This window comes from Niallia sp. Man26 (assembly GCF_022049065.2).
GTDB lineage: Bacteria > Bacillota > Bacilli > Bacillales > Cytobacillaceae > Niallia.
The window spans coordinates 1,256,518-1,274,485 of record NZ_CP095743.1 but is presented as its reverse complement, the minus strand read 5'-3'; the positions used below and the strand labels follow the sequence as shown (position 1 = coordinate 1,274,485).

The 17,968-nt window shown below is 37.3% G+C and carries 20 protein-coding genes and 1 riboswitch; of the genes, 6 read left to right on the top strand and 14 right to left on the bottom strand.

Going from position 1 to position 17,968, the window contains the following annotated elements; translation table 11 throughout:
* Positions 1-30: 30 nt before the first annotated feature.
* From L8T27_RS06345 to L8T27_RS06330, 4 genes are all read right to left on the bottom strand, one after another.
* Positions 31-945 (bottom strand): transcriptional regulator CcpC, encoded by a 915-nt coding sequence (locus L8T27_RS06345; protein WP_237941153.1) that lies wholly within the window; start codon positions 943-945, stop codon positions 31-33.
* A gap of 133 nt (positions 946-1,078) precedes the next feature.
* Positions 1,079-1,513 carry a cyclic-di-AMP-binding protein CbpB gene (gene cbpB, locus L8T27_RS06340; RefSeq protein WP_233314611.1) on the bottom strand — a complete coding sequence of 145 codons (435 nt, stop codon included), beginning with the start codon at positions 1,511-1,513 and terminating at the stop codon, positions 1,079-1,081.
* A 69-nt stretch (positions 1,514-1,582) separates the two neighbouring features.
* Positions 1,583-1,726, bottom strand: coding sequence for a hypothetical protein (locus L8T27_RS06335; protein WP_233314612.1), 144 nt, complete (start codon positions 1,724-1,726; stop codon positions 1,583-1,585).
* A gap of 121 nt (positions 1,727-1,847) precedes the next feature.
* Positions 1,848-2,084 (bottom strand): YkuJ family protein, encoded by a 237-nt coding sequence (locus L8T27_RS06330; RefSeq protein WP_127734982.1) that lies wholly within the window; start codon positions 2,082-2,084, stop codon positions 1,848-1,850.
* A 265-nt stretch (positions 2,085-2,349) separates the two neighbouring features.
* On the opposite strand from L8T27_RS06330, the gene L8T27_RS06325 reads away from it, so the two are divergent.
* A complete protein-coding gene (locus L8T27_RS06325; RefSeq protein ID WP_233314614.1) occupies positions 2,350-2,583 on the top strand; it encodes a glutaredoxin family protein in 234 nt (77 codons plus the stop codon).
* A gap of 57 nt (positions 2,584-2,640) precedes the next feature.
* Here the strand turns inward: L8T27_RS06325 and L8T27_RS06320 are convergent, their stop codons facing one another.
* Both L8T27_RS06320 and L8T27_RS06315 read right to left on the bottom strand, forming a co-directional pair.
* On the bottom strand, positions 2,641-3,261 hold the full coding sequence (locus tag L8T27_RS06320) for a DUF3993 domain-containing protein (RefSeq protein ID WP_237941152.1): 621 nt from the start codon (positions 3,259-3,261) through the stop codon (positions 2,641-2,643).
* Positions 3,262-3,436: 175 nt separating this feature from the next.
* Positions 3,437-4,654 carry an EAL domain-containing protein gene (locus L8T27_RS06315; protein WP_233314616.1) on the bottom strand — a complete coding sequence of 406 codons (1,218 nt, stop codon included), beginning with the start codon at positions 4,652-4,654 and terminating at the stop codon, positions 3,437-3,439.
* Between the two features lie 209 nt (positions 4,655-4,863).
* Between L8T27_RS06315 and L8T27_RS06310 the strand changes: the two genes are divergently transcribed.
* Positions 4,864-5,571 carry a C39 family peptidase gene (locus L8T27_RS06310; protein ID WP_237941151.1) on the top strand — a complete coding sequence of 236 codons (708 nt, stop codon included), beginning with the start codon at positions 4,864-4,866 and terminating at the stop codon, positions 5,569-5,571.
* Positions 5,572-5,668: 97 nt separating this feature from the next.
* On the opposite strand, the gene L8T27_RS06305 is transcribed toward L8T27_RS06310, so the two are convergent.
* Entirely contained in the window at positions 5,669-7,804 is a 2,136-nt protein-coding gene (locus tag L8T27_RS06305; RefSeq protein ID WP_237941150.1) for an EAL domain-containing protein, read from the bottom strand.
* 281 nt (positions 7,805-8,085) lie between these two features.
* On the opposite strand from L8T27_RS06305, the gene L8T27_RS06300 reads away from it, so the two are divergent.
* On the top strand, positions 8,086-8,553 hold the full coding sequence (locus tag L8T27_RS06300) for a YkyB family protein (RefSeq protein WP_248574475.1): 468 nt from the start codon (positions 8,086-8,088) through the stop codon (positions 8,551-8,553).
* Between the two features lie 57 nt (positions 8,554-8,610).
* Here L8T27_RS06300 and L8T27_RS06295 read toward each other — a convergent pair whose 3' ends face one another.
* Together L8T27_RS06295 and L8T27_RS06290 are read right to left on the bottom strand one after the other, a co-directional pair.
* Positions 8,611-9,516, bottom strand: a complete 906-nt coding sequence (locus L8T27_RS06295; RefSeq protein WP_233314623.1) for a chemotaxis protein — start codon at positions 9,514-9,516, stop codon at positions 8,611-8,613.
* Positions 9,517-9,973: 457 nt separating this feature from the next.
* A complete protein-coding gene (locus L8T27_RS06290; RefSeq protein ID WP_233314624.1) occupies positions 9,974-11,275 on the bottom strand; it encodes an MFS transporter in 1,302 nt (433 codons plus the stop codon).
* Positions 11,276-11,594: 319 nt separating this feature from the next.
* On the opposite strand from L8T27_RS06290, the gene L8T27_RS06285 reads away from it, so the two are divergent.
* Together L8T27_RS06285 and L8T27_RS06280 are read left to right on the top strand one after the other, a co-directional pair.
* Complete coding sequence (locus tag L8T27_RS06285; protein WP_237941148.1) at positions 11,595-11,762, top strand: hypothetical protein; 168 nt, start codon at positions 11,595-11,597, stop codon at positions 11,760-11,762.
* Positions 11,763-11,891: 129 nt separating this feature from the next.
* Positions 11,892-13,040 carry an aminotransferase A gene (locus tag L8T27_RS06280; RefSeq protein ID WP_237941147.1) on the top strand — a complete coding sequence of 383 codons (1,149 nt, stop codon included), beginning with the start codon at positions 11,892-11,894 and terminating at the stop codon, positions 13,038-13,040.
* Between the two features lie 43 nt (positions 13,041-13,083).
* Here the strand turns inward: L8T27_RS06280 and L8T27_RS06275 are convergent, their stop codons facing one another.
* From L8T27_RS06275 to L8T27_RS06260, 4 genes are all read right to left on the bottom strand, one after another.
* Entirely contained in the window at positions 13,084-13,962 is an 879-nt protein-coding gene (locus L8T27_RS06275) for an NAD(P)-dependent oxidoreductase (RefSeq protein WP_233314628.1), read from the bottom strand.
* 264 nt (positions 13,963-14,226) lie between these two features.
* Entirely contained in the window at positions 14,227-15,945 is a 1,719-nt protein-coding gene (gene ptsP, locus L8T27_RS06270) for a phosphoenolpyruvate--protein phosphotransferase (RefSeq protein WP_237941146.1), read from the bottom strand.
* Positions 15,945-16,211, bottom strand: a complete 267-nt coding sequence (locus L8T27_RS06265) for a phosphocarrier protein HPr (protein WP_127735011.1) — start codon at positions 16,209-16,211, stop codon at positions 15,945-15,947. Before L8T27_RS06265 ends, ptsP begins: the two co-directional genes overlap by 1 nt.
* A gap of 451 nt (positions 16,212-16,662) precedes the next feature.
* Positions 16,663-16,857: a hypothetical protein gene (locus tag L8T27_RS06260; protein ID WP_233314792.1), complete on the bottom strand. Its 195-nt coding sequence runs from the start codon at positions 16,855-16,857 to the stop codon at positions 16,663-16,665.
* Between the two features lie 448 nt (positions 16,858-17,305).
* Here L8T27_RS06260 and L8T27_RS06255 point away from each other — a divergent pair, with 448 nt between their 5' ends.
* Positions 17,306-17,479, top strand: a complete 174-nt coding sequence (locus L8T27_RS06255) for a YkvS family protein (protein WP_233314631.1) — start codon at positions 17,306-17,308, stop codon at positions 17,477-17,479.
* A gap of 53 nt (positions 17,480-17,532) precedes the next feature.
* Here the strand turns inward: L8T27_RS06255 and L8T27_RS06250 are convergent, their stop codons facing one another.
* The gene (locus tag L8T27_RS06250) at positions 17,533-17,637 is read right to left on the bottom strand and encodes a DUF6254 family protein (RefSeq protein ID WP_233314632.1); all 105 of its coding nucleotides are present in this window, start codon (positions 17,635-17,637) and stop codon (positions 17,533-17,535) included.
* A gap of 187 nt (positions 17,638-17,824) precedes the next feature.
* Positions 17,825-17,900: riboswitch (glycine riboswitch) on the top strand.
* Positions 17,901-17,968 lie beyond the last annotated feature (68 nt).

Sequence of the window (17,968 nt, the reverse complement as noted above, 5' to 3'; positions counted from 1 at the left end):
AGTCTATCTTTCTGCCTGCCTTTTAGCCATTCACTGCGGGTGAATATTTCCTTCTCTTATCGCCCGCTTTTCTCCAGCTACATACTCTTCAATAATTTCAAAAAATGCCTGCACTTGCTTTAATTGAAACGCCGCCTCATAGCCAATCAGCCACGTGCTTCGGAAAATCGGTTGATTTTTTTCATCGAGCAAAGGCACTTGAAAGAGGTTTTGATTCGCCTCTTTAAGAGCGATGGCTGGAAGTATGCTGTAGCCTATTCCGTTAAAGGTCAATTGCTTGCATGTTTCGATTTGATCGACATAAATTGTATTTTTGGGAGGCGCAGGAAACTGTCTGTGCCACCATTCCTGGATTTCCTCATAATAGCTCGAATCGCTTTTAAATTGAATAAACGGCCTGTCAGTATCCATCAGCTGATCCAAACTGGAAATTTGGCTGTCAACCAAATATAGGGGATCGTCAAACAAATGCTTTTTGGCCCCTTTCCAATCAGCACTTCCCCGGATAATGCCAAGATGAATGCTGCCGTCAGTCATCGATTTTAAAATCTCGCTGCTCCAGCCAGTGATCAATGATACTTTAGCTTGGGGATATGTCTTAATAAACTCCTTCAGCACTCCAGGCAGCCAGTTCTGTCCGACAATGCTGGCGGCTGCAATACTTAAAGTTCCATGAACTTCTCCCTTTAACGCATGGATGGACTCTTTTACACTATCTTCCTTGTTTATTGTTTCTATTGCAAACTGCGCAACAAGTTCTCCTGCTGCCGTTAAAGAAAGCCCTTTTTGGGATCGGATAAACAATTTGGCGCCCCATTCTTTCTCAATATTTTGCAGCCGCTGTGAAAGGGCAGGCTGAGACACAAACAGCTTTTCTGCAGCTTTTCTCATATTCATCTCTTGGGCAAGGACCTTTAATAGTTGCAGCTCAGATATTGTTGACATATATTTCCCTTCTTTTTCCTGTTGTTCTTTTTGCCGGGTAAGCAGTATTGCAATTAGATGGAATAAACAGATGTGTTACGTAGGGGGAATAACTTTAAGGAAGCACGTTAAAACGAAGCCATGAAAAAACTCTCTATATTTCCAAAAACGTATTCAGCCTTTTTAACACAGACCTTCTTGTCAAAATGCCATCAAAATAGCCTTCATTATCCTCCAGGCAAATGAAGGGATTATCCGTTAAAAGTTCCATCATATCCTTGAATGATGTATTTGAATTTGCTCTAGGAACAACTGTGTTCATTACTGTTTCCACTTTTATGCTCTCTAACTTTTCGAATTCAATCCGCTCAAGTCCGAGTATGCTGTCCATAATGATGGGCGTACTCAGCAAACCATGGAGCTTGTAGGAGGGATCTAAAACCGGTATGGAAGAATAGCCGCTTTTTGTCAGTACTAAAAGGGCATGTTCTAAATTATTACCAACTTGCACATGGGCAACACGCTCTGAAGGAATCATTAATTCTTTCACCGTAATGTCTAAAAATTCTCCGTTGTGTATGCTGGTCATAGCCGAAAACTCCTCAATAGTTTATTTTCTACTCCACTATCTTACCATAGTTTTCGGCCATTTGCTCATTTAACCCTTGCTCGTTTCGATATTGCGCTGATTAAAACCACAGTTAGGACAAGTGTAGATGACATTCTGATTTGATTGGGCTGTCAGTACATTCTCTAACAACTCCTGTTGCTGACATTCAGGGCATGTTACTGCAATCTGCATGCAAACTCCATCTCCTTTCTTTTAGAGTGACTCTGTTATTAGACTGTTAATTTATTTAAGCAATTATGCAAGGATTAATGACAGAAAAAGGAGCCGTAAGAATACGGCTCCTTTTTAATGATTATTGAATAAGATCAAAGATTTCGATTGTAATCATATCGATATTGTCAAATTGATATCTTTTTGGCTTTTCTTTATCATTGTATACTTCCAACTCATACGTTTCTGTTTTAGGATGGAATGTAACTTGACATTTTCTTTCGCCGTTTACCTCAAAAAAACGTTGGGAAGGTTCTCCCCCTGTTGATTGTTCTTGTAAATTTTTTAAACGTGTTAATATGCCTTGAAGCTGTGACATGCTCTCTCTCCTTTCAAACAAACCCATATATTACTTATAGGTTTAACTATTAGCATGTTTCTATACACTTTCCCTTTAAATTAAAGCAAGCGTTCTTGCTTTGTGTAAATGCCAATAATAACAGAATAAAATATTGCGGAGTGTTTGTCCAAGTAAAATTGAAGAATGAGCAAATCTTTTTTCTCAGACCCTTAAAATGTGCTATGATTAGGCAATATATTTATTATAGATAGCGAAATTTTCAGATAGATGGAGGCAATTTTTTTTGAAAAAAATAACGATGTATACACAGCCTGATTGCCCGCCTTGTGAATATGCGAAGACGTTTTTACGGGAAAAGGGATTTGAACTGGATTTGAGGGATATTCAGAAAGATGCCAAAGCTAGAAAAGAGCTTGTGCAAAAATATCAATGCTTTTCTACTCCTACTTTTGTAATCGGTGAAACAGTTATTGCCGGTTTTGACCATGACAAGCTGCAAGAGGTTCTTAAATTTTAAAGAAAGCAAGCTGTACCAACAAGGTACAGCTTTTAATATGCAAACAACTCCCATTATTTATCGTCCATTTTGTGCAAAAGGAAGACTAAAGATGACTTTTAATTGTGCGAAAACTTGTAAGTCTGCAAGTTTGTTCAACCTAGACACCTTTTCCACTTCACTATTTTCATTCTTCGCATTCTTTGACAAATACTTCGTTATTTCTTCATCGGAAAGCTGCTTTGATACTTTCCATTGACCATTTATTTTCTCCAGTAGCATTCCTTCATAGTGGTCCTCATAATATAGGGGGCCATCATCTGGTGATTCAAAATATTCGTATACATAAATCTTTTGAGAATGAATATCTATTTCTGTATTTTCTGAAAACTGAAAGTACGGAATATAGTATGGTGCAAAATCACTGCCGTAGATTATATACTTTCCGTTTTCTTTGACTAGATTTGCTTTTAGAAACTTATTAATATAATCGTCAGAAAAATATGGTGTTAACAATGCGTTAACTTCAGAGAGTTCTCTATGCTTTTCACTTAAATGTACCTGTGCATGAAAGGCTTCCTCTAAAAATAAGAGTACATCCTTTCTTTCAGACAGCTTGTCCTTCTCCATAGCATAGGTAAATTGGGCATTTCCAAAGGCAAGTATTAATAAAAAAATGCAAAGCATCGTTTTCTTCATTGCCGTCTCCCCTTTCTCTTTCTAATGATAACAATAATCTATTCACAGTATTCGATTTTTCGTTCGTTAAATTCTGTAATGCTTTGACAATTTTCTGCGATATTATACATATACCCGAAAAACAACCGAAATAACTAAAGATTGACACCCAAAATAAAAAAGACCCATAGCGGGTCTAATTAATAAGCACTTCCATCTTATCAAGGAAGTTATAGGACAGATCAATAAAAAGAAATTCGTTAGCATCAAGAGGATAGGAGAATGTTCTGACTGTCCCGCCTGTTTCAATATCACTGTACAAGTCCGATAAGATGCCCTTTTTTTCATTTTGCATCTTAATGATATTTTCGAGAAAATATGGGCGCCAGCTCCAGTTTTTATTAACATACTCCCTTTGCAGTACCCAATTGCTGTTATCATAAAAAATATTAGCTGATTTTTGAAATCCATCTTCATTACAGACATACATTCTAAAGGCTACATCTGTCAACTCGTTAGACAAGTTCTTTAACAGTTCTTCATAGCTTGAATATTTACGATATTTCTGCAGCAACTCATGAAGTTTCGTTTGAAATTTATCTGTTAATTGAAGGATTGATGTCAGCTTTTTCTTTTCATAAGAGATAAATTCATGAAACTCTGCCCCTAATTTGGCTTGCCGGATGGTTGGTTCCACAAAATGTTCTTCTGGATGATGCAAATAAAAGCCTTGATAAAATCTGCCGCCGTTTTTCCAAGCAAATTGCAGCTGATGTACCATTTCAATATTCTCAAACAAAAGGTTCGCCCCTATTTTTCGAGCAAGCATTGATAAGGAATAGAGAACATTCTGGTACATATGGGAAGTGGAAGTGGAACGAAGAGCCAAAAGGTCAATTTTCAGGATATCAGGAGCCAGTTCTCCAATTCTGTCAACATAACTGCTTTCGCTTCCCATTTTGTCAATAGCGATTTTAATTCCAAATGTTCGATAGTAGACAAGCAAATGATCGAGATGCTCTGATTGTCCGGTATAATTTCGTTCCGATATCTCCAGTACAATCCGATTTAAATCAAAGCCTTTTTCTTCATAAGACATAAGCATTTGCAAGAAATCCTCGCCGTCATCATACATAAGAAGATCTGCATCACGATTGATAAATAGCAGGAAATTATCATCAAGCTCTATCGCTCTGTCTAATGCTTTTGTTAGCACTACTTTGTCTACTTCATTTTTATACTCTTCTGGAATCGACTCATCTAAAAAAAACGGGCCTAAGCTTTCTGTTCCATTTATTCCAGTATATCTTCCTAATACTTCATATCCAATAACGGTATGTTCGTCAGCACTAAAAATGGCTTGGAAATAAGGGATGACATTATCTAGATCTGTCAAAATATCTAAAGCGTCCATATTTTGATCAGCCTCCCTATAAATAATGACTTATTATACCATAAAAATTTAGACTTTTTCCCTTTAATATAGCCATGAAACGTATTTATTTTGAATATTGAGCATATAAGCAAATCGTTCATTCAACTGGAAAGTGTTGATACTTATAAACAGGAAATAAACACATATCCTAATTACCATAGGAGCCGGCAATCGAAAGTAGGTTGCTAATGCGTATATTTAGACTTTTATCTCTGTTGGTGTTTATCACTTGCTTCCAACAATCACAAATAGGAATGGAATTTGCCTTAAGTCAAAAAACACACGCTGCCTCCACGCAGAAAAGGTCCATCATGCTTAATGTGCCGCTGATCAAGCAAAACCCTGAGCTTAAATATGGGTGTGAAGTCACAAGTCTTGCTATGGTACTGCAATATGCTGGGGTGAAAGTAACGAAAATGGATTTATATAAAAAGGTATCTAAGGATACTGACCCTCTTGTTAAAAAACGAGGGGACATCATAAGCTGGGGTGACCCGGCTGTAGGGTTTGTAGGAGATATGACAGGCAAAACGAGCGGCTACGCTGTGTTTGACCAGCCAATAGAAGATTTAGTAAATAATTATTTGCCTGAAAGGGCCGTTAATTTAACTAACCTTTCTTTTTCCGCTGTTGAAAAGCATGTTTCTGACGGATACCCCGTTGTAGTATGGACTACTGGAGACTACCGACTACCAGACAGATGGGAATCATGGCAGCATAATGGCAGAACAATCAAAACACCGCTTGATTTGCACGCTGTTGTCCTCGTTGGGTATGATGATAAATATGTTTATTTAAACGATCCACTGTCAGGAAGAAAAAAAGTAAAAGTAAGCAAGTCACGATTTATTGAATCTTGGGCAGCATTAAAGCATAGAGCTGTCAGCTATAGATAAAGAATGCCATCCTCGGAAATATCCAAGGATGGCCGTTAAAAACAAGAGAATAGCCAGATTCCCTGCCTATGTTTCCTATAATCCACTATCATTTTATTCACAAACCAGGTAGTTCATTCCTGTTATTAATGCTGATTTTTGTTTGTAAAAAACGTTCAACTTCCTCAGCAGGGAGCGGCTTGGAATAATAAAATCCTTGCGCTTTATGACAGTTAGCTGCCTTTAAAATATCAGCCTGCTCCCGGCTTTCTACTCCTTCTGCAATGACATCCATGCCCAGATTCTCTCCTAAGTGGATAATGGTTGTAATTATAGCCGCATCCTTTACATTCTCTAGCACATCTCTGACAAATGATTGGTCAATTTTTAAAATATCAATCGGAAATTGTTTTAAATAACTGAGTGAGGAGTATCCTGTCCCGAAATCATCAACAGAAATAATGACCCCAAGCTCCTTTAATTTCCGAAGGATAGGTATAGCATCTTTAGAATTATGCATAGCCCCTTCTGTTATTTCAATTTCCAGCAAGTGCGGCGGAATATCATTTTTTATAATGGCTGTTTTGATAATATCAACAAAATTCGGCTGTTCAAACTGTTTTGGTGAAATATTGACGGCAATTCGAATACCATCATTAAATGACTTCAACCATTTGCTGATTTGCTGACAAGCTGTTTCAATCACCCAGTTGCCAATTGGGATGATAAGTCCAGTATCCTCTGCAAGAGGTATGAATTCACCTGGAGAAATAATTCCAAGGACAGGGCTATCCCAGCGCAGCAACGCCTCAACACTTTTAATACTCTGAGTTTTTAAATCAATCTGCGGCTGATAAAAAAGGGTCAGTTCTTTATTTTGCACCGCTTTTCGCAAGTTAGTTTCCAATGTTACGATATTTGTTAAAGCGACATTCATATCAGACCGGTAAAATTGAGAATGAGCTTTTCCTCTTTCCTTCACTCGGAAAAGTGCTTCATCCGCATTTTTGATAAGTGTATCTTCATCCTTCCCATCGTTAGGATACATGCTGATGCCGATACTTGGCGTTATATAATATTCTTGTGAATTTAGATAAAAAGAGCTGGCAAACCTCGACAAAATTGCTTGAGCAAAGGCGCTCGTTTTCTGCCTTGTTGTGTTAGATAGCATAATAATGAACTCATCTCCGCCTTGCCTGTAAACATGGCAATCTTGGTTATTGAATTCTAACAGCCTTTCAGCAACCTTTATCAATATCTGGTCGCCGACAATATGGCCAAATGTGTCATTAATGTATTTAAACCGATCAAGGTCAATTGTCAATAGCGCGATTTCTTGGCCGGTTTTAGTCGCCTTGTTTATTTCAATATTTAAATCTTCCAGAAGAGCGCGTCTGTTATACAGACCTGTCAGTTGATCGTGAAAAGCCATATATCTAATTTTCTCGGCAGTCTCTGTTTTCTCAGACATATCTCTTAAAATGATATACATCCCTTTTGCAGTACTACTAATTAGAATGGGGATGATTTTAATATGAACATTAAGTACTTGGCCATTCTTCATTTTCAGCATGCTGTCGAGTGACCGAGATAGGTGAGTCAACCTGCATTTCCTAACTTGATCCTTAAAGGATGTATAGCTTACTTCTTCTATTAAATCAAAGATTGACCTGTTTTTTATTTTGTCTAAAGGATATTCCATTAACTTTTCAGCTGCCGGATTAATCGTTTGGACCAAGCCGTTTAAATCAATCCCTAAAATGGCGTCTAGATTATGATCGACGATGGAACGAATTTCCTGCTCTCTTTCAATCAGTCTCTGCTTTTCTTCCTGCAGTTTTGTCACATCTCTAGTAACAGAAACGATGAATTTAACATCCCTATTTTTATCCAGTATAGGTGTTAAGACAGATTCACCATATCTTTTAATTCCTTCTGGCAACATAACTTCATCAGAGAATACATGGATGTTTTTTTCCGCATACACCTTTTCATATTCTAGCTGCAGGCCACCATATACACCTTGGTGCAGAACATCCTGCAATGATTTCCCGATATAATCAGGTGTGAGCTTCGCGTGAATATAGCCTGCCTTATTGGCAAATACATAGCGAAAAACAGGACCAGGCTCTGCCTTCATGATATATACCAGATCATTAACATGATTAAAAATGATTTCAAATATGATTCTCTCTATTTTCATATTAGGGTCTAGATGCTGTTCGTCCTTAATACTCTCAAAAAATCCGTTCATTTGTATCATCCTTAATTACTTCTTTTATTGCTTTTCGTTCAAAATTAGCCATGCGCTAAAATGTATAAATCCCAGGCTGTTCGTCTACAATAATGGAATCAATAATATATCTACGTTTTTCTTAGTATAATTATCGGCAATTAGTAAGAAATGTTTATAATAACCTTTTAAAAAGGAATCATTCCATTATAAAAGACGCTTTTAGATTAGGATTCCTTTTCTATTGGAAAAATAGTATAATAGCTTGTATTCATTCTCTACTAGAAAGGAGTTTATAGATAATGCACAAGCATCCATCAAAAATGCCGCAACTGCATCCAACGATCGAAAACCTCTCTCAATCCATTTCAGTAGTAAATCGCCATGCTAAAACAGCAACAGATCCGAAATTTCTTTATAAGCTGAAACAGGCAAGTCTGCAAAAACTGCTGAGTGAAGGGAAAGCAAAAAAGGTAGGGCTTCACTTTTCCAGCAATCCAAGAAACAGCCAGCAGCAGTCTGATATCCTGGTTCAATGCGGGGAATATACCTTTCACTTGCCGCCAACAAAAAAAGATTTTGAAGAATTGCCTCATCTTGGTTCTTTAAACCAAAACGTCAGGAATCCAAAATCTACCCTCTCTCTTAACCAGGCAAAAAAGCTGTTGATTTCATATACTGGTTTAAAAGAAGACAACCAAGATCAAAACAAGCCGCCAAGCAAACGATATGTTAAGCCTGTTTTCAAAAGACTTGGGGAAAGCTATTAGTTAAATGCATATAGCAAAAAGACTGCAAGAATTCATCATTCATGCAGTCTTTCTTTTTTAGATAATATACTCATCAACTAACAGAATTAATTCCGCTATTTCTGGTTTGCTTACTTGTGCATTCGCTCCGACACGTTTCCCTTTATGTCTTAAATCTTCCGTAATTAAGGAAGAGAAAATGATAACTGGAAGATGGCTCAGCTTAGCTTCCTCTTTAATCTTTCTTGTTAAATGATGTCCATCCATTTGCGGCATTTCAATATCTGTAATCACCAATTGGACAACATCTTCTATCTTTTTGCCAGAATCAATGACTCCTTGCAAATGTTCCAATGCTTCTCGGCCATTTTCAAAGAAATGCACCTTCTCATAGCCTGCCTCTGCTAGCGTATCCTCAAGCAGTTTTCTTAGCAATGGTGAATCTTCGACTACAATAAGCTGTTTATTGCTTCTTTCACGTGTTCCTAATCTTTTCACTTGCTGAACATTAATACCTGAATCTGGATTAATATCAACAACAATGCGTTCGAAGTCAAGAAGCAAAATCATTTCGCCATTCAGCTTAATTACACCAATGATTTGACTTTCTGCACCTTGGTACATTTCAGAAGGCTTTTCAATGTCTTCCCAAGAGATACGATGTATCTGGGAGACATTATGTACGTGAAAGATAATTTTTGTTTTGTTGAACTCAGAAACAATAAATTTATCTTTCTCCGGCTCCTCTGAAGGCGGCAAACCTAAAGCATTTGCAAGGTTTACGACTGGCAGCACTTCTCCTCTCAATTCCATAATGCCCTCAACATTAGGATGGGCATGGGGAATTGACGTAATAGGTACAGGGTTAATAATTTCTTTTACCTTAATAACATTTATCCCGAATTTATTTTTGCCTACACCAAATTCTACAATCTCTAATTCATTTGTACCTGTCTCTAGTAAGATTCCTTTATCGTTGTTCATTATTTTCGTCCTTCCTACTAAACATAATCTGCTTACTCGTTATATCGTTGCAATTATTGTAAACTTAAACATTTATTTTATAATTGGCAAAAGTTTGTTCAGATGAAAGCTTTGCCTTGATTCTTTTTTTATATCGGCCGCTTTTAAAATCTATGAAGAGTGCTAAAAAAATAATTTGCACAGATGTGTCTCATAAACCCAACAGGAGATGAGACAAAACAAAAGATAGCCTATCTAAATACGAATAAATTGTTCGGTTCATTAGCTCTCGTCCAATCGCTTTTTTCGGGGGGAGGAAGCTAAAGTGTCCTCTTTTACCCGCAGAAGTCTGGTATCCTCCGCTCCATTCTGCTAAGACTTTTCATTGTTATATTCATGCAAAAAACCAAATTATTAATCGTTAATAGTTTGGTTTTGATTAGAGATTGACGTCCTTATGTTTCAGCCTATTTGTTCGTTATTTATCTGTTTGTACCTTTCCGTGCACGATCAAACCTATTATAGTTAGGATGATTAGTGACCCTAATGCCATCCTGCTCGCAGTATCTCCTAAATCAGCAAAAATTAAGGTGATGCTTCCATATAGAAGAGGACCAACAATAGAGGAAACTTTACCTGAGAAGGCAAATAAACCAAAAAACTGGCCCCTTTTTTCCTCGGGGGTAATTTCAACGATATACGTTCTAGAAGTAACCCACATGCTGCCAAGAGCAATACCAAACATGCTTCCAGCAATCCAGAACATCAGCTCATTCCAAGCAGCTGTTGCGATAATTAAGGCAGCAACTAATAGATACCCCACAATTCTGATTGATTGATAAGCACCGATTCTTTTTGCAATGTAACCAAAAATAAAAGAGCCTATTATGCTTGATAGTGTTGAGACTAAATATAAAACAATAAACTTGCCCGTAGAGAACCCAACTATGGCTTGTGCATAAACAGCCATCATCGCAATTGTCGTAGCCACTGCATCATTTAAGAAGAAATAAGCAATCATAAAAGTAAAGATATTACGGTAGCTCTTTGCTTGCTTAAATGTTTCATAGATTTCCTTATAGCCAGACAGAAAGGATTGTTTTTCTGCAGTCTGTTTTGGAGTATCTTTAATAATAAAGAAAAGCGGTAGAGACAATAATAAAAACAGCAAGCCTGTCGGGATAAATGATTGATGAAAGTTATCATCTCCAACAAATATGTATACAAGCAAGCCAATCAATGTCCCCATATATCCAACTGCCACACCAAATCCAGAAATAAGCGGCAGCTGTTCTTTTGTGCCAAGATCTGAAATCATCGCATCATAAAATACAAGACTAGAATGGTAAGTAAACTTTGCAAAAACGAATAATAATATAACGATAAATAATGACATAGGTATGCCTATGATAGAGTCTTGGAATGTGATTCCTCCGAAAACTCCCATCAGAACAGTTGAAATAACTGTTATGATCGTAAAAATGATAATATATTTCTTTTTCCTCCCTGTTCTATCCATAAGCACGCCAAACAAAGGGGAGAATAAAACTAACAAAAAGCTAGCTAGTGCGTTAGAATACGATATTAACGTGCTGGCTATTTGGTCTTGAACCTCATTTGAGCCAATTACCTCTTTTAAATATAAAGGGAAAAATATCGTGTTAATATTGGAAGAAAATATCGTGTTTGCTGCATCATATAGAGCCCAAGCGAGTATTGGCAATGAAAAATACAGTGCGGGCCCTCGTAAATCTTTCGTTTGGATTTTTCGTTGTTCCATTCTATAAATTGACCTCCTTCAATCAAACAGAACTTGTTTTATCATTATATGAAAGGAAATGAAGATTACCCCCATTATCCATACATTTATGGTAATAACCTCCTCCTTTTCCATCTTATCTGCTGAAATTAAAGGAAACAACCCTTTTTATGTAAATAAACTGTAATCGTAAAACTTTAAGTGTTCTGCCATACGCTTTAAAAAAGCACAACTTTGTGAATTTCGAGCTAAAATCTAATCGAAAATATCCTTTGCGAATAGGATATTGTATAGGGCATCAGTAACTTAAGATGGAGCGTATAAGGGGGGAAGTAAACCGATGAATAGTACAGCCATTTTCTTTAACCTTGATTCATCTATCATCATTGTTGAAAATATACAAATTGCAGACACTTCTGTCACAGAGGAAATAAATTTCATTCTTACGCCCGCGGATGGAGACATCGTTTTTCTCAAAAATGATATAGATTGGGACTACGGTTATTAATCTTTGCAATAAACTTTAGCGCTTTTTTCAAAGTGCTTCTTTTTTTATGGTCAGGCTAATGTTTTCAAGATAACACGGATTTGTTATGATACTAATAATAAGCAGAAAATAAAAAATAAGGTGGAAAACATGGAATATTTGATAAACAAAAAAGTAAAGGATATTGAAATATCCGGAATTCGTAAATTCTCCAACATGGTTGCAGGCAAAAAAGACATGCTTTCCCTTACAATCGGCCAGCCTGATTTTCCTACACCAGATCATATTAAAGAAGCTGCCAAAAAAGCAATTGATGAGGATTTTACGACATATACTCATAATGCAGGAGATCTTTCACTCAGAGAGGCAGCAAGTAACTTTGTCAACCAAAAATACGGCTTAAACTATAATCCCCAATCAGAGGTTATTGTAACTGCAGGCGCAAGTGAAGCAATCGATATAGCCTTCCGGACCATATTAGACGAAGGTGTCGAAGTGATACTTCCAGGACCTGTTTATCCTGGATATGAGCCGATAGTTCGCCTTTGCGGGGCAAATCCAGTTTATGTGGATATTAAAGACAATGGGTTTCGCTTTACTGCAGAGCTTATTGCACCATACATAACAAATAAGACTAGATGCATCGTTTTGCCGTATCCAAGCAATCCGACAGGTGTCAGCCTTAACAAGCAGGAACTTTTGGCTATAGCTGAACTGCTTAAAGACAAAGATATATTCGTACTGGCAGATGAAATCTACAGCGAACTACTCTTTGATGCTGATCATATATCCATCGGCAGTTTTTTAAGAGAAAAAACGATTGTGATTAATGGTCTATCTAAATCTCACAGCATGACAGGCTGGAGAATTGGTTTTCTGTTTGCTCCTGAAAGCATTTGCCAGCAAATATTGAAAGTTCATCAATACAACGTGACATGCGCGTCATCTGTTTCCCAGCGAGCAGCATTACAGGCATTAACTGTCGGCATTAATGACAGTTTAGCAATGAAAGAGGAGTATAAAAAAAGACGGGACTATCTTTACTCCCGCCTGGCAGATATGGGCTTAGAAGTGATAAACCCTGACGGCGCCTTTTACTTTTTCATTAAGATACCTGTAGCAGGCACAAGCTCCTTTGACTTTTGCTTGGATTTAGTGGAAAAGGCCAATTTAGCAGTTGTTCCAGGCAGCGCTTTTTCAGCTTTAGGAGAAGGCTATTTCCGCATTTCCTTCGCTTATTCTTTTGATACATTAAAAGAGGCATGTGACAGACTTGCAGCATATTTAGCCTCCCATTAAACAAAAAAAGGAACTCTCCTGTGCTTAAGGAGAGTTCCTTTTTTTATTGCTGCCAGTATTTATATAATGCCTGTGTGCCCAACTCGTCTTGACCTAAAGCAGACAGTCTGCTGTACAAGCTTTCAGCCAGCGTCAAGCCTGGTGTTTCCATGCCCATTTTTTCTGCTTCTTCCATGGCAATTTTCATATCTTTAATAAAATGCTTAATATAAAAACCTGGGTCAAAGTCTCCTTTAATCATTCTCGGAGCCAAGTTAGTCAACGAAAAGCTGCCCGCTGCTCCTGTCGAAATGCTTTTCAAAACATTTTCCGGGTTTAAGCCTGCTTTTTCAGCATAAACAATCGCTTCACAAACTCCTATCATATTCGAAGCAATGGCAATCTGATTGCACATCTTCGTATGCTGTCCAGAGCCTGCCGGACCTTGGTAAACGATATTTGTTCCCAAGATTTCGAAAATTGGCAGCATATCATGGAAGGCTTCCTTGTCTCCTCCGACCATTATCGACAGCTTAGCCTCCCTAGCGCCAATATCGCCGCCAGAAACAGGTGCATCTAATGCATGCATCTTTTTGCTCTTAGCTTCTTCAAAAAGCTTTTTAGCCAAGCTTGGAGTTGATGTTGTCATATCAATCACATATGTATTTTCTTTGCCGTTTGTTATGATTCCATTCTCCCCTAAATACACTTCTTCCACATCTTTAGGGTAGCCAACGATCGTAATGATAACATTAGCTTTTTCCGCTGCTTCTTTCGGACTTGCAGCCCAAGCTGCGCCTTCCTGCAGCAAATCTGCTGCTTTTTCCTTCGTGCGGTTATACACCACAACAGAATACCCTTTTTTCATGAGATTGCGCGCCATGCTTTTTCCCATTACACCGATGCCGATAAATCCAATTACCGTATTTTCTTTAGAAAGCATTCCATTCTCCCTCCCAATTTCTTCGTTTGCTCCTCAATCATACCATACAGGCTTAAAATAATTCATTAACAGGACATGAGAAAAAGAAGCAAAAAAAGGACTGACTAGGCTACTAGTCAGTCAATAAGGGGAAAATGAGAATAGCTTAGCAAACTTAAAAAACTTTAAGTGCCTGTGCTTAGTTTATTTTTACCCGCTGCAAGCAATTCTAAACATGAATCCTCACTTTTTTTATTAAAAAATTTATTTATTTTTTCTGCCTGATTAAGAAAGTTTTGCTGCAGCTTTAACTGCTTCCATAACTTCTTCTGTTGTGGACATTTGCAATGCTTTTTCAGCAAGCTCTTCCATTTCTTTTTTAGACAGGTTAAGAATTTGTGATCTTGCTTTAAGGATAGATGTCGCACTCATAGAGAATTCATCCAATCCTAAACCTAACAATAACGGAATTGCTGTTTCGTCTCCAGCCATCTCTCCGCACATTCCAGCCCATTTGCCTTCTTTATGCGCAGCATCAATAACCATCTTAACAAGACGTAGAATGGATGGGTTGTAAGGCTGATACAGGTAAGAAACTCTTTCGTTCATGCGGTCAGCAGCCATTGTGTATTGGATCAAGTCATTTGTACCGATACTGAAGAAATCAACTTCTTTCGCAAATTGGTCTGCCAATACAGCTGTTGAAGGAATCTCAACCATAATTCCAAGCTCGATTTTATCAGCAACTGTTACACCTTCAGCAGTCAAGTTTGCTTTTTCTTCTTCAAGCAATGCTTTAGCAGCACGGAATTCGTTTAATGTTGCAATCATTGGGAACATGATTTTCAAGTTTCCATATGAGCTTGCACGAAGCAATGCTCTTAATTGCGTACGGAAGATTCCAGTTTCTTCTAGACATAGACGAATTGCACGGAATCCTAGGAATGGATTCATTTCTTTAGGAAGTTCAAGGTATGGAAGCTCTTTGTCTCCACCAATGTCCAATGTACGAACAACAACCGGCTTACCTTTCATTCCTTCAAGAACAGCTTTGTAAGATTCGAACTGCTCATCTTCTGTTGGAAGCTGATCTCTGCCCATGTAAAGGAATTCTGTTCTGTATAGACCTACTGCTTCTCCACCGTTAGAAGTAACACCTTCTAAATCGTTTGGAGTACCGATGTTTGCAGCCAATTCTACATGCACACCATCAGCGCTGACAGTTTGCTCGTTAACAAGCTTAGCCCACTCAGCTTTTTGCTCTTCATATTCTGCAGCAATTTTTTTGTAGCTTTCTACTACTTCTGGAGTTGGATTGATATGGATTTCACCTTTCAATCCGTCAACGATTACTAAATCACCGTTTGAGATTTCTTCTGTCGCTTTTTTCGTTCCAACTACTGCAGGAATTTCCAAAGAACGAGCCATGATAGCAGAGTGAGAAGTTCTTCCGCCGATATCTGTTGTGAAGCCTTTAACAAATTGACGGTTCAACTGAGCTGTATCAGATGGAGTTAAGTCCTCCGCTACCACTACAACCTCTTCTGAAATCATGCTTGGGTTAGCCAAGTGTACACCTAGCAAGTGAGAAAGAACCCTTTTAGTAACGTCACGGATATCAGCAGCACGCTCTTGCATGTACTCATTATCCATTGATTCAAACATGTTGATAAACATATCTGTTGTTTCTTTCAAAGCAACTTCTGCATTTACAGATTCTGTGTTGATTTTGTCTTCAATTGGAGCGATTAATTCTGGATCGCTTAATACTAAAAGATGCGCTTCAAAGATCGCTGCTTTATCAGCACCTAATTCTTTGTTCGCTTTTTCACGAATAGCATCCAACTCTTGCTTAGAAGTAGAAAGAGCAGCTTGGAAACGGTTAATTTCAGCAGCAGCATCTTCTACTGTTTTCTTTTCAAAAGATAAATCCGGTTCTACTAAACGATATGCTTTAGCAATGGCAATTCCACTAGAGGCAGCAATTCCTTGTAAAAAACTCATTATTCAGCAAGTCCTTCCTTTTTCAATGTTTCTTCTAAACCGTTAATAGCTTCTGTTTCGTCACTGCCTTCTGCAATGATTTTAATGTCAGCGCCTTGGCCGATTCCAAGAGACATAACACCCATGATAGATTTAAGGTTAACCTTTTTTTCTTTGAACTCTAAGTTAATTTCAGAGTCAAACTTGCTTGCAGCTTGTACTAAAAGAGTTGCTGGACGGGCATGAATCCCTGTATCTGCGATAACTTTAAATTGTTTTTCTACCATTAAAAATCAAACTCCTTCATTCAAATAATAAATAAGATGCATTAAGCCTTTTCAACTTAAACAACCCTATATAATAGTCAAGAAAATTGTTTATCCATAACTAATATATAATTTAATAGCTACTATTGTAAACTGAAAGTATAAAAGATGTAAATTTTAAACTTGTCCGAATAGCCATCAAGCGTACAAGACTTGCTGGATTGTTGTGTTTACTGTAAAATCAACATTTTTATATATATTATTTGACCATTATAGTTTTTTCCAAAAGCATAAGAAAAAATGTAAATTAATGATAATTATCAGGCATTTAAGTTATTTTTAAAAAAGACATCTCAAAAGTAGGATAGCATTTCTTTTCCGATGAGACAATGAAAAATATCGCACAAACATAAAAAAGCTTTGTACGCACATACCTCGTACCAATTACCTACAACTAGTCTTTTCCTACCAACTAGCTTCTCGGTTCTTCGAGGTATTGATAAATAACATCGCCGCCTCTTTGAGCAATTCCCCGGTAATGCTTAAAATCCTCCCTCTTAACGAGTTCGAGACGGAAAGCGAGAAAATCGGCTTTGCTTACTTTATATTCCTTAAGTTCTCCAGATTTTAATTGCTCTAACACATGTATAACTTCTTCCTGCAACATATAATCCAATTACCTGCCTTTTCATTATTACCTATCATTTCTTTAAACAATGCACATATAAATATTATTATCACACATGATTGCTGGAAACAAATTTGTTCATCCTTGCATACAATGTCTATAAGATATGAATGTGCATATAATTACCAATTACTGAAAACTATGTTATAATAACTTCATTCATACGAATAAACTTTTGTCCAAGCTGTTGAACGTGTGCATAAGCCTAATATCCTACTTCTAAGATGCAAAAGTTAGCCTAGATTAACTGCATCGATTAATGGATTACCCCAAAAGGTAAGCGGTTTAATTTTAAACTGCACGAAATGGATATAAACAAATGCCTTCTTTGTTCATCATATATCCATATTTCTTTACGGGAAAGTTTTTTTAGTGCAAACTAAAAATACAGAATTATATAAATTTGGCGTATAAGGAGAGAGTACAAATGAAGAGAGCTGAGGTTGGCAATATCATTGAATTTAGAGGCCTGCAAGGAATTGTAGAAAAAGTAAATGAGAATTCGGTAATAGTAGATTTGACATATATGGATAATTATCGCGACCTTGAGCTGGAACAACGTACGGTCGTTAATCATAAAAATTATAAAATAATTAAATAACAAGAAGCCGGCATAGCCGGCTTCTTGTTATTTACTCTAAGTATAAGTAGCTTCTACTCTTCAGCAAGCTCTTTTTTTGTTTTGACCTTTCCGTGCGGCTTCTGTTTCTGCTTACGGACAGTCCACTCTCTTTCTTCTTCTCGTTTTGCCTTAGACATAGTGCACCTCCTTTCTTGCTATTGTTAGCATGAGCGGAGTTTTTAAAATTATCCAGCGTCAACCTATTTGCCAGTAATTCTTGCTGGAAGAAATGTTGTTGACCAAATCAAAAAAAACTGATAACATCACAAATATAATTTTATATACGAATAGCGTGCGTTGAATGTCATGGATTACACTATGGCAGGAGCAGCTTCTGGAGAGACCTTTTTCAAGGCACCGAAGGATTCACAATCTCAGGTAAAAGGACAGGAGAGTAACTGATCTATACTTTTATAGTGTATTCGTTATTCTTTGGACTAGAGATTGGAGGAATTCCAATCTCTTTTT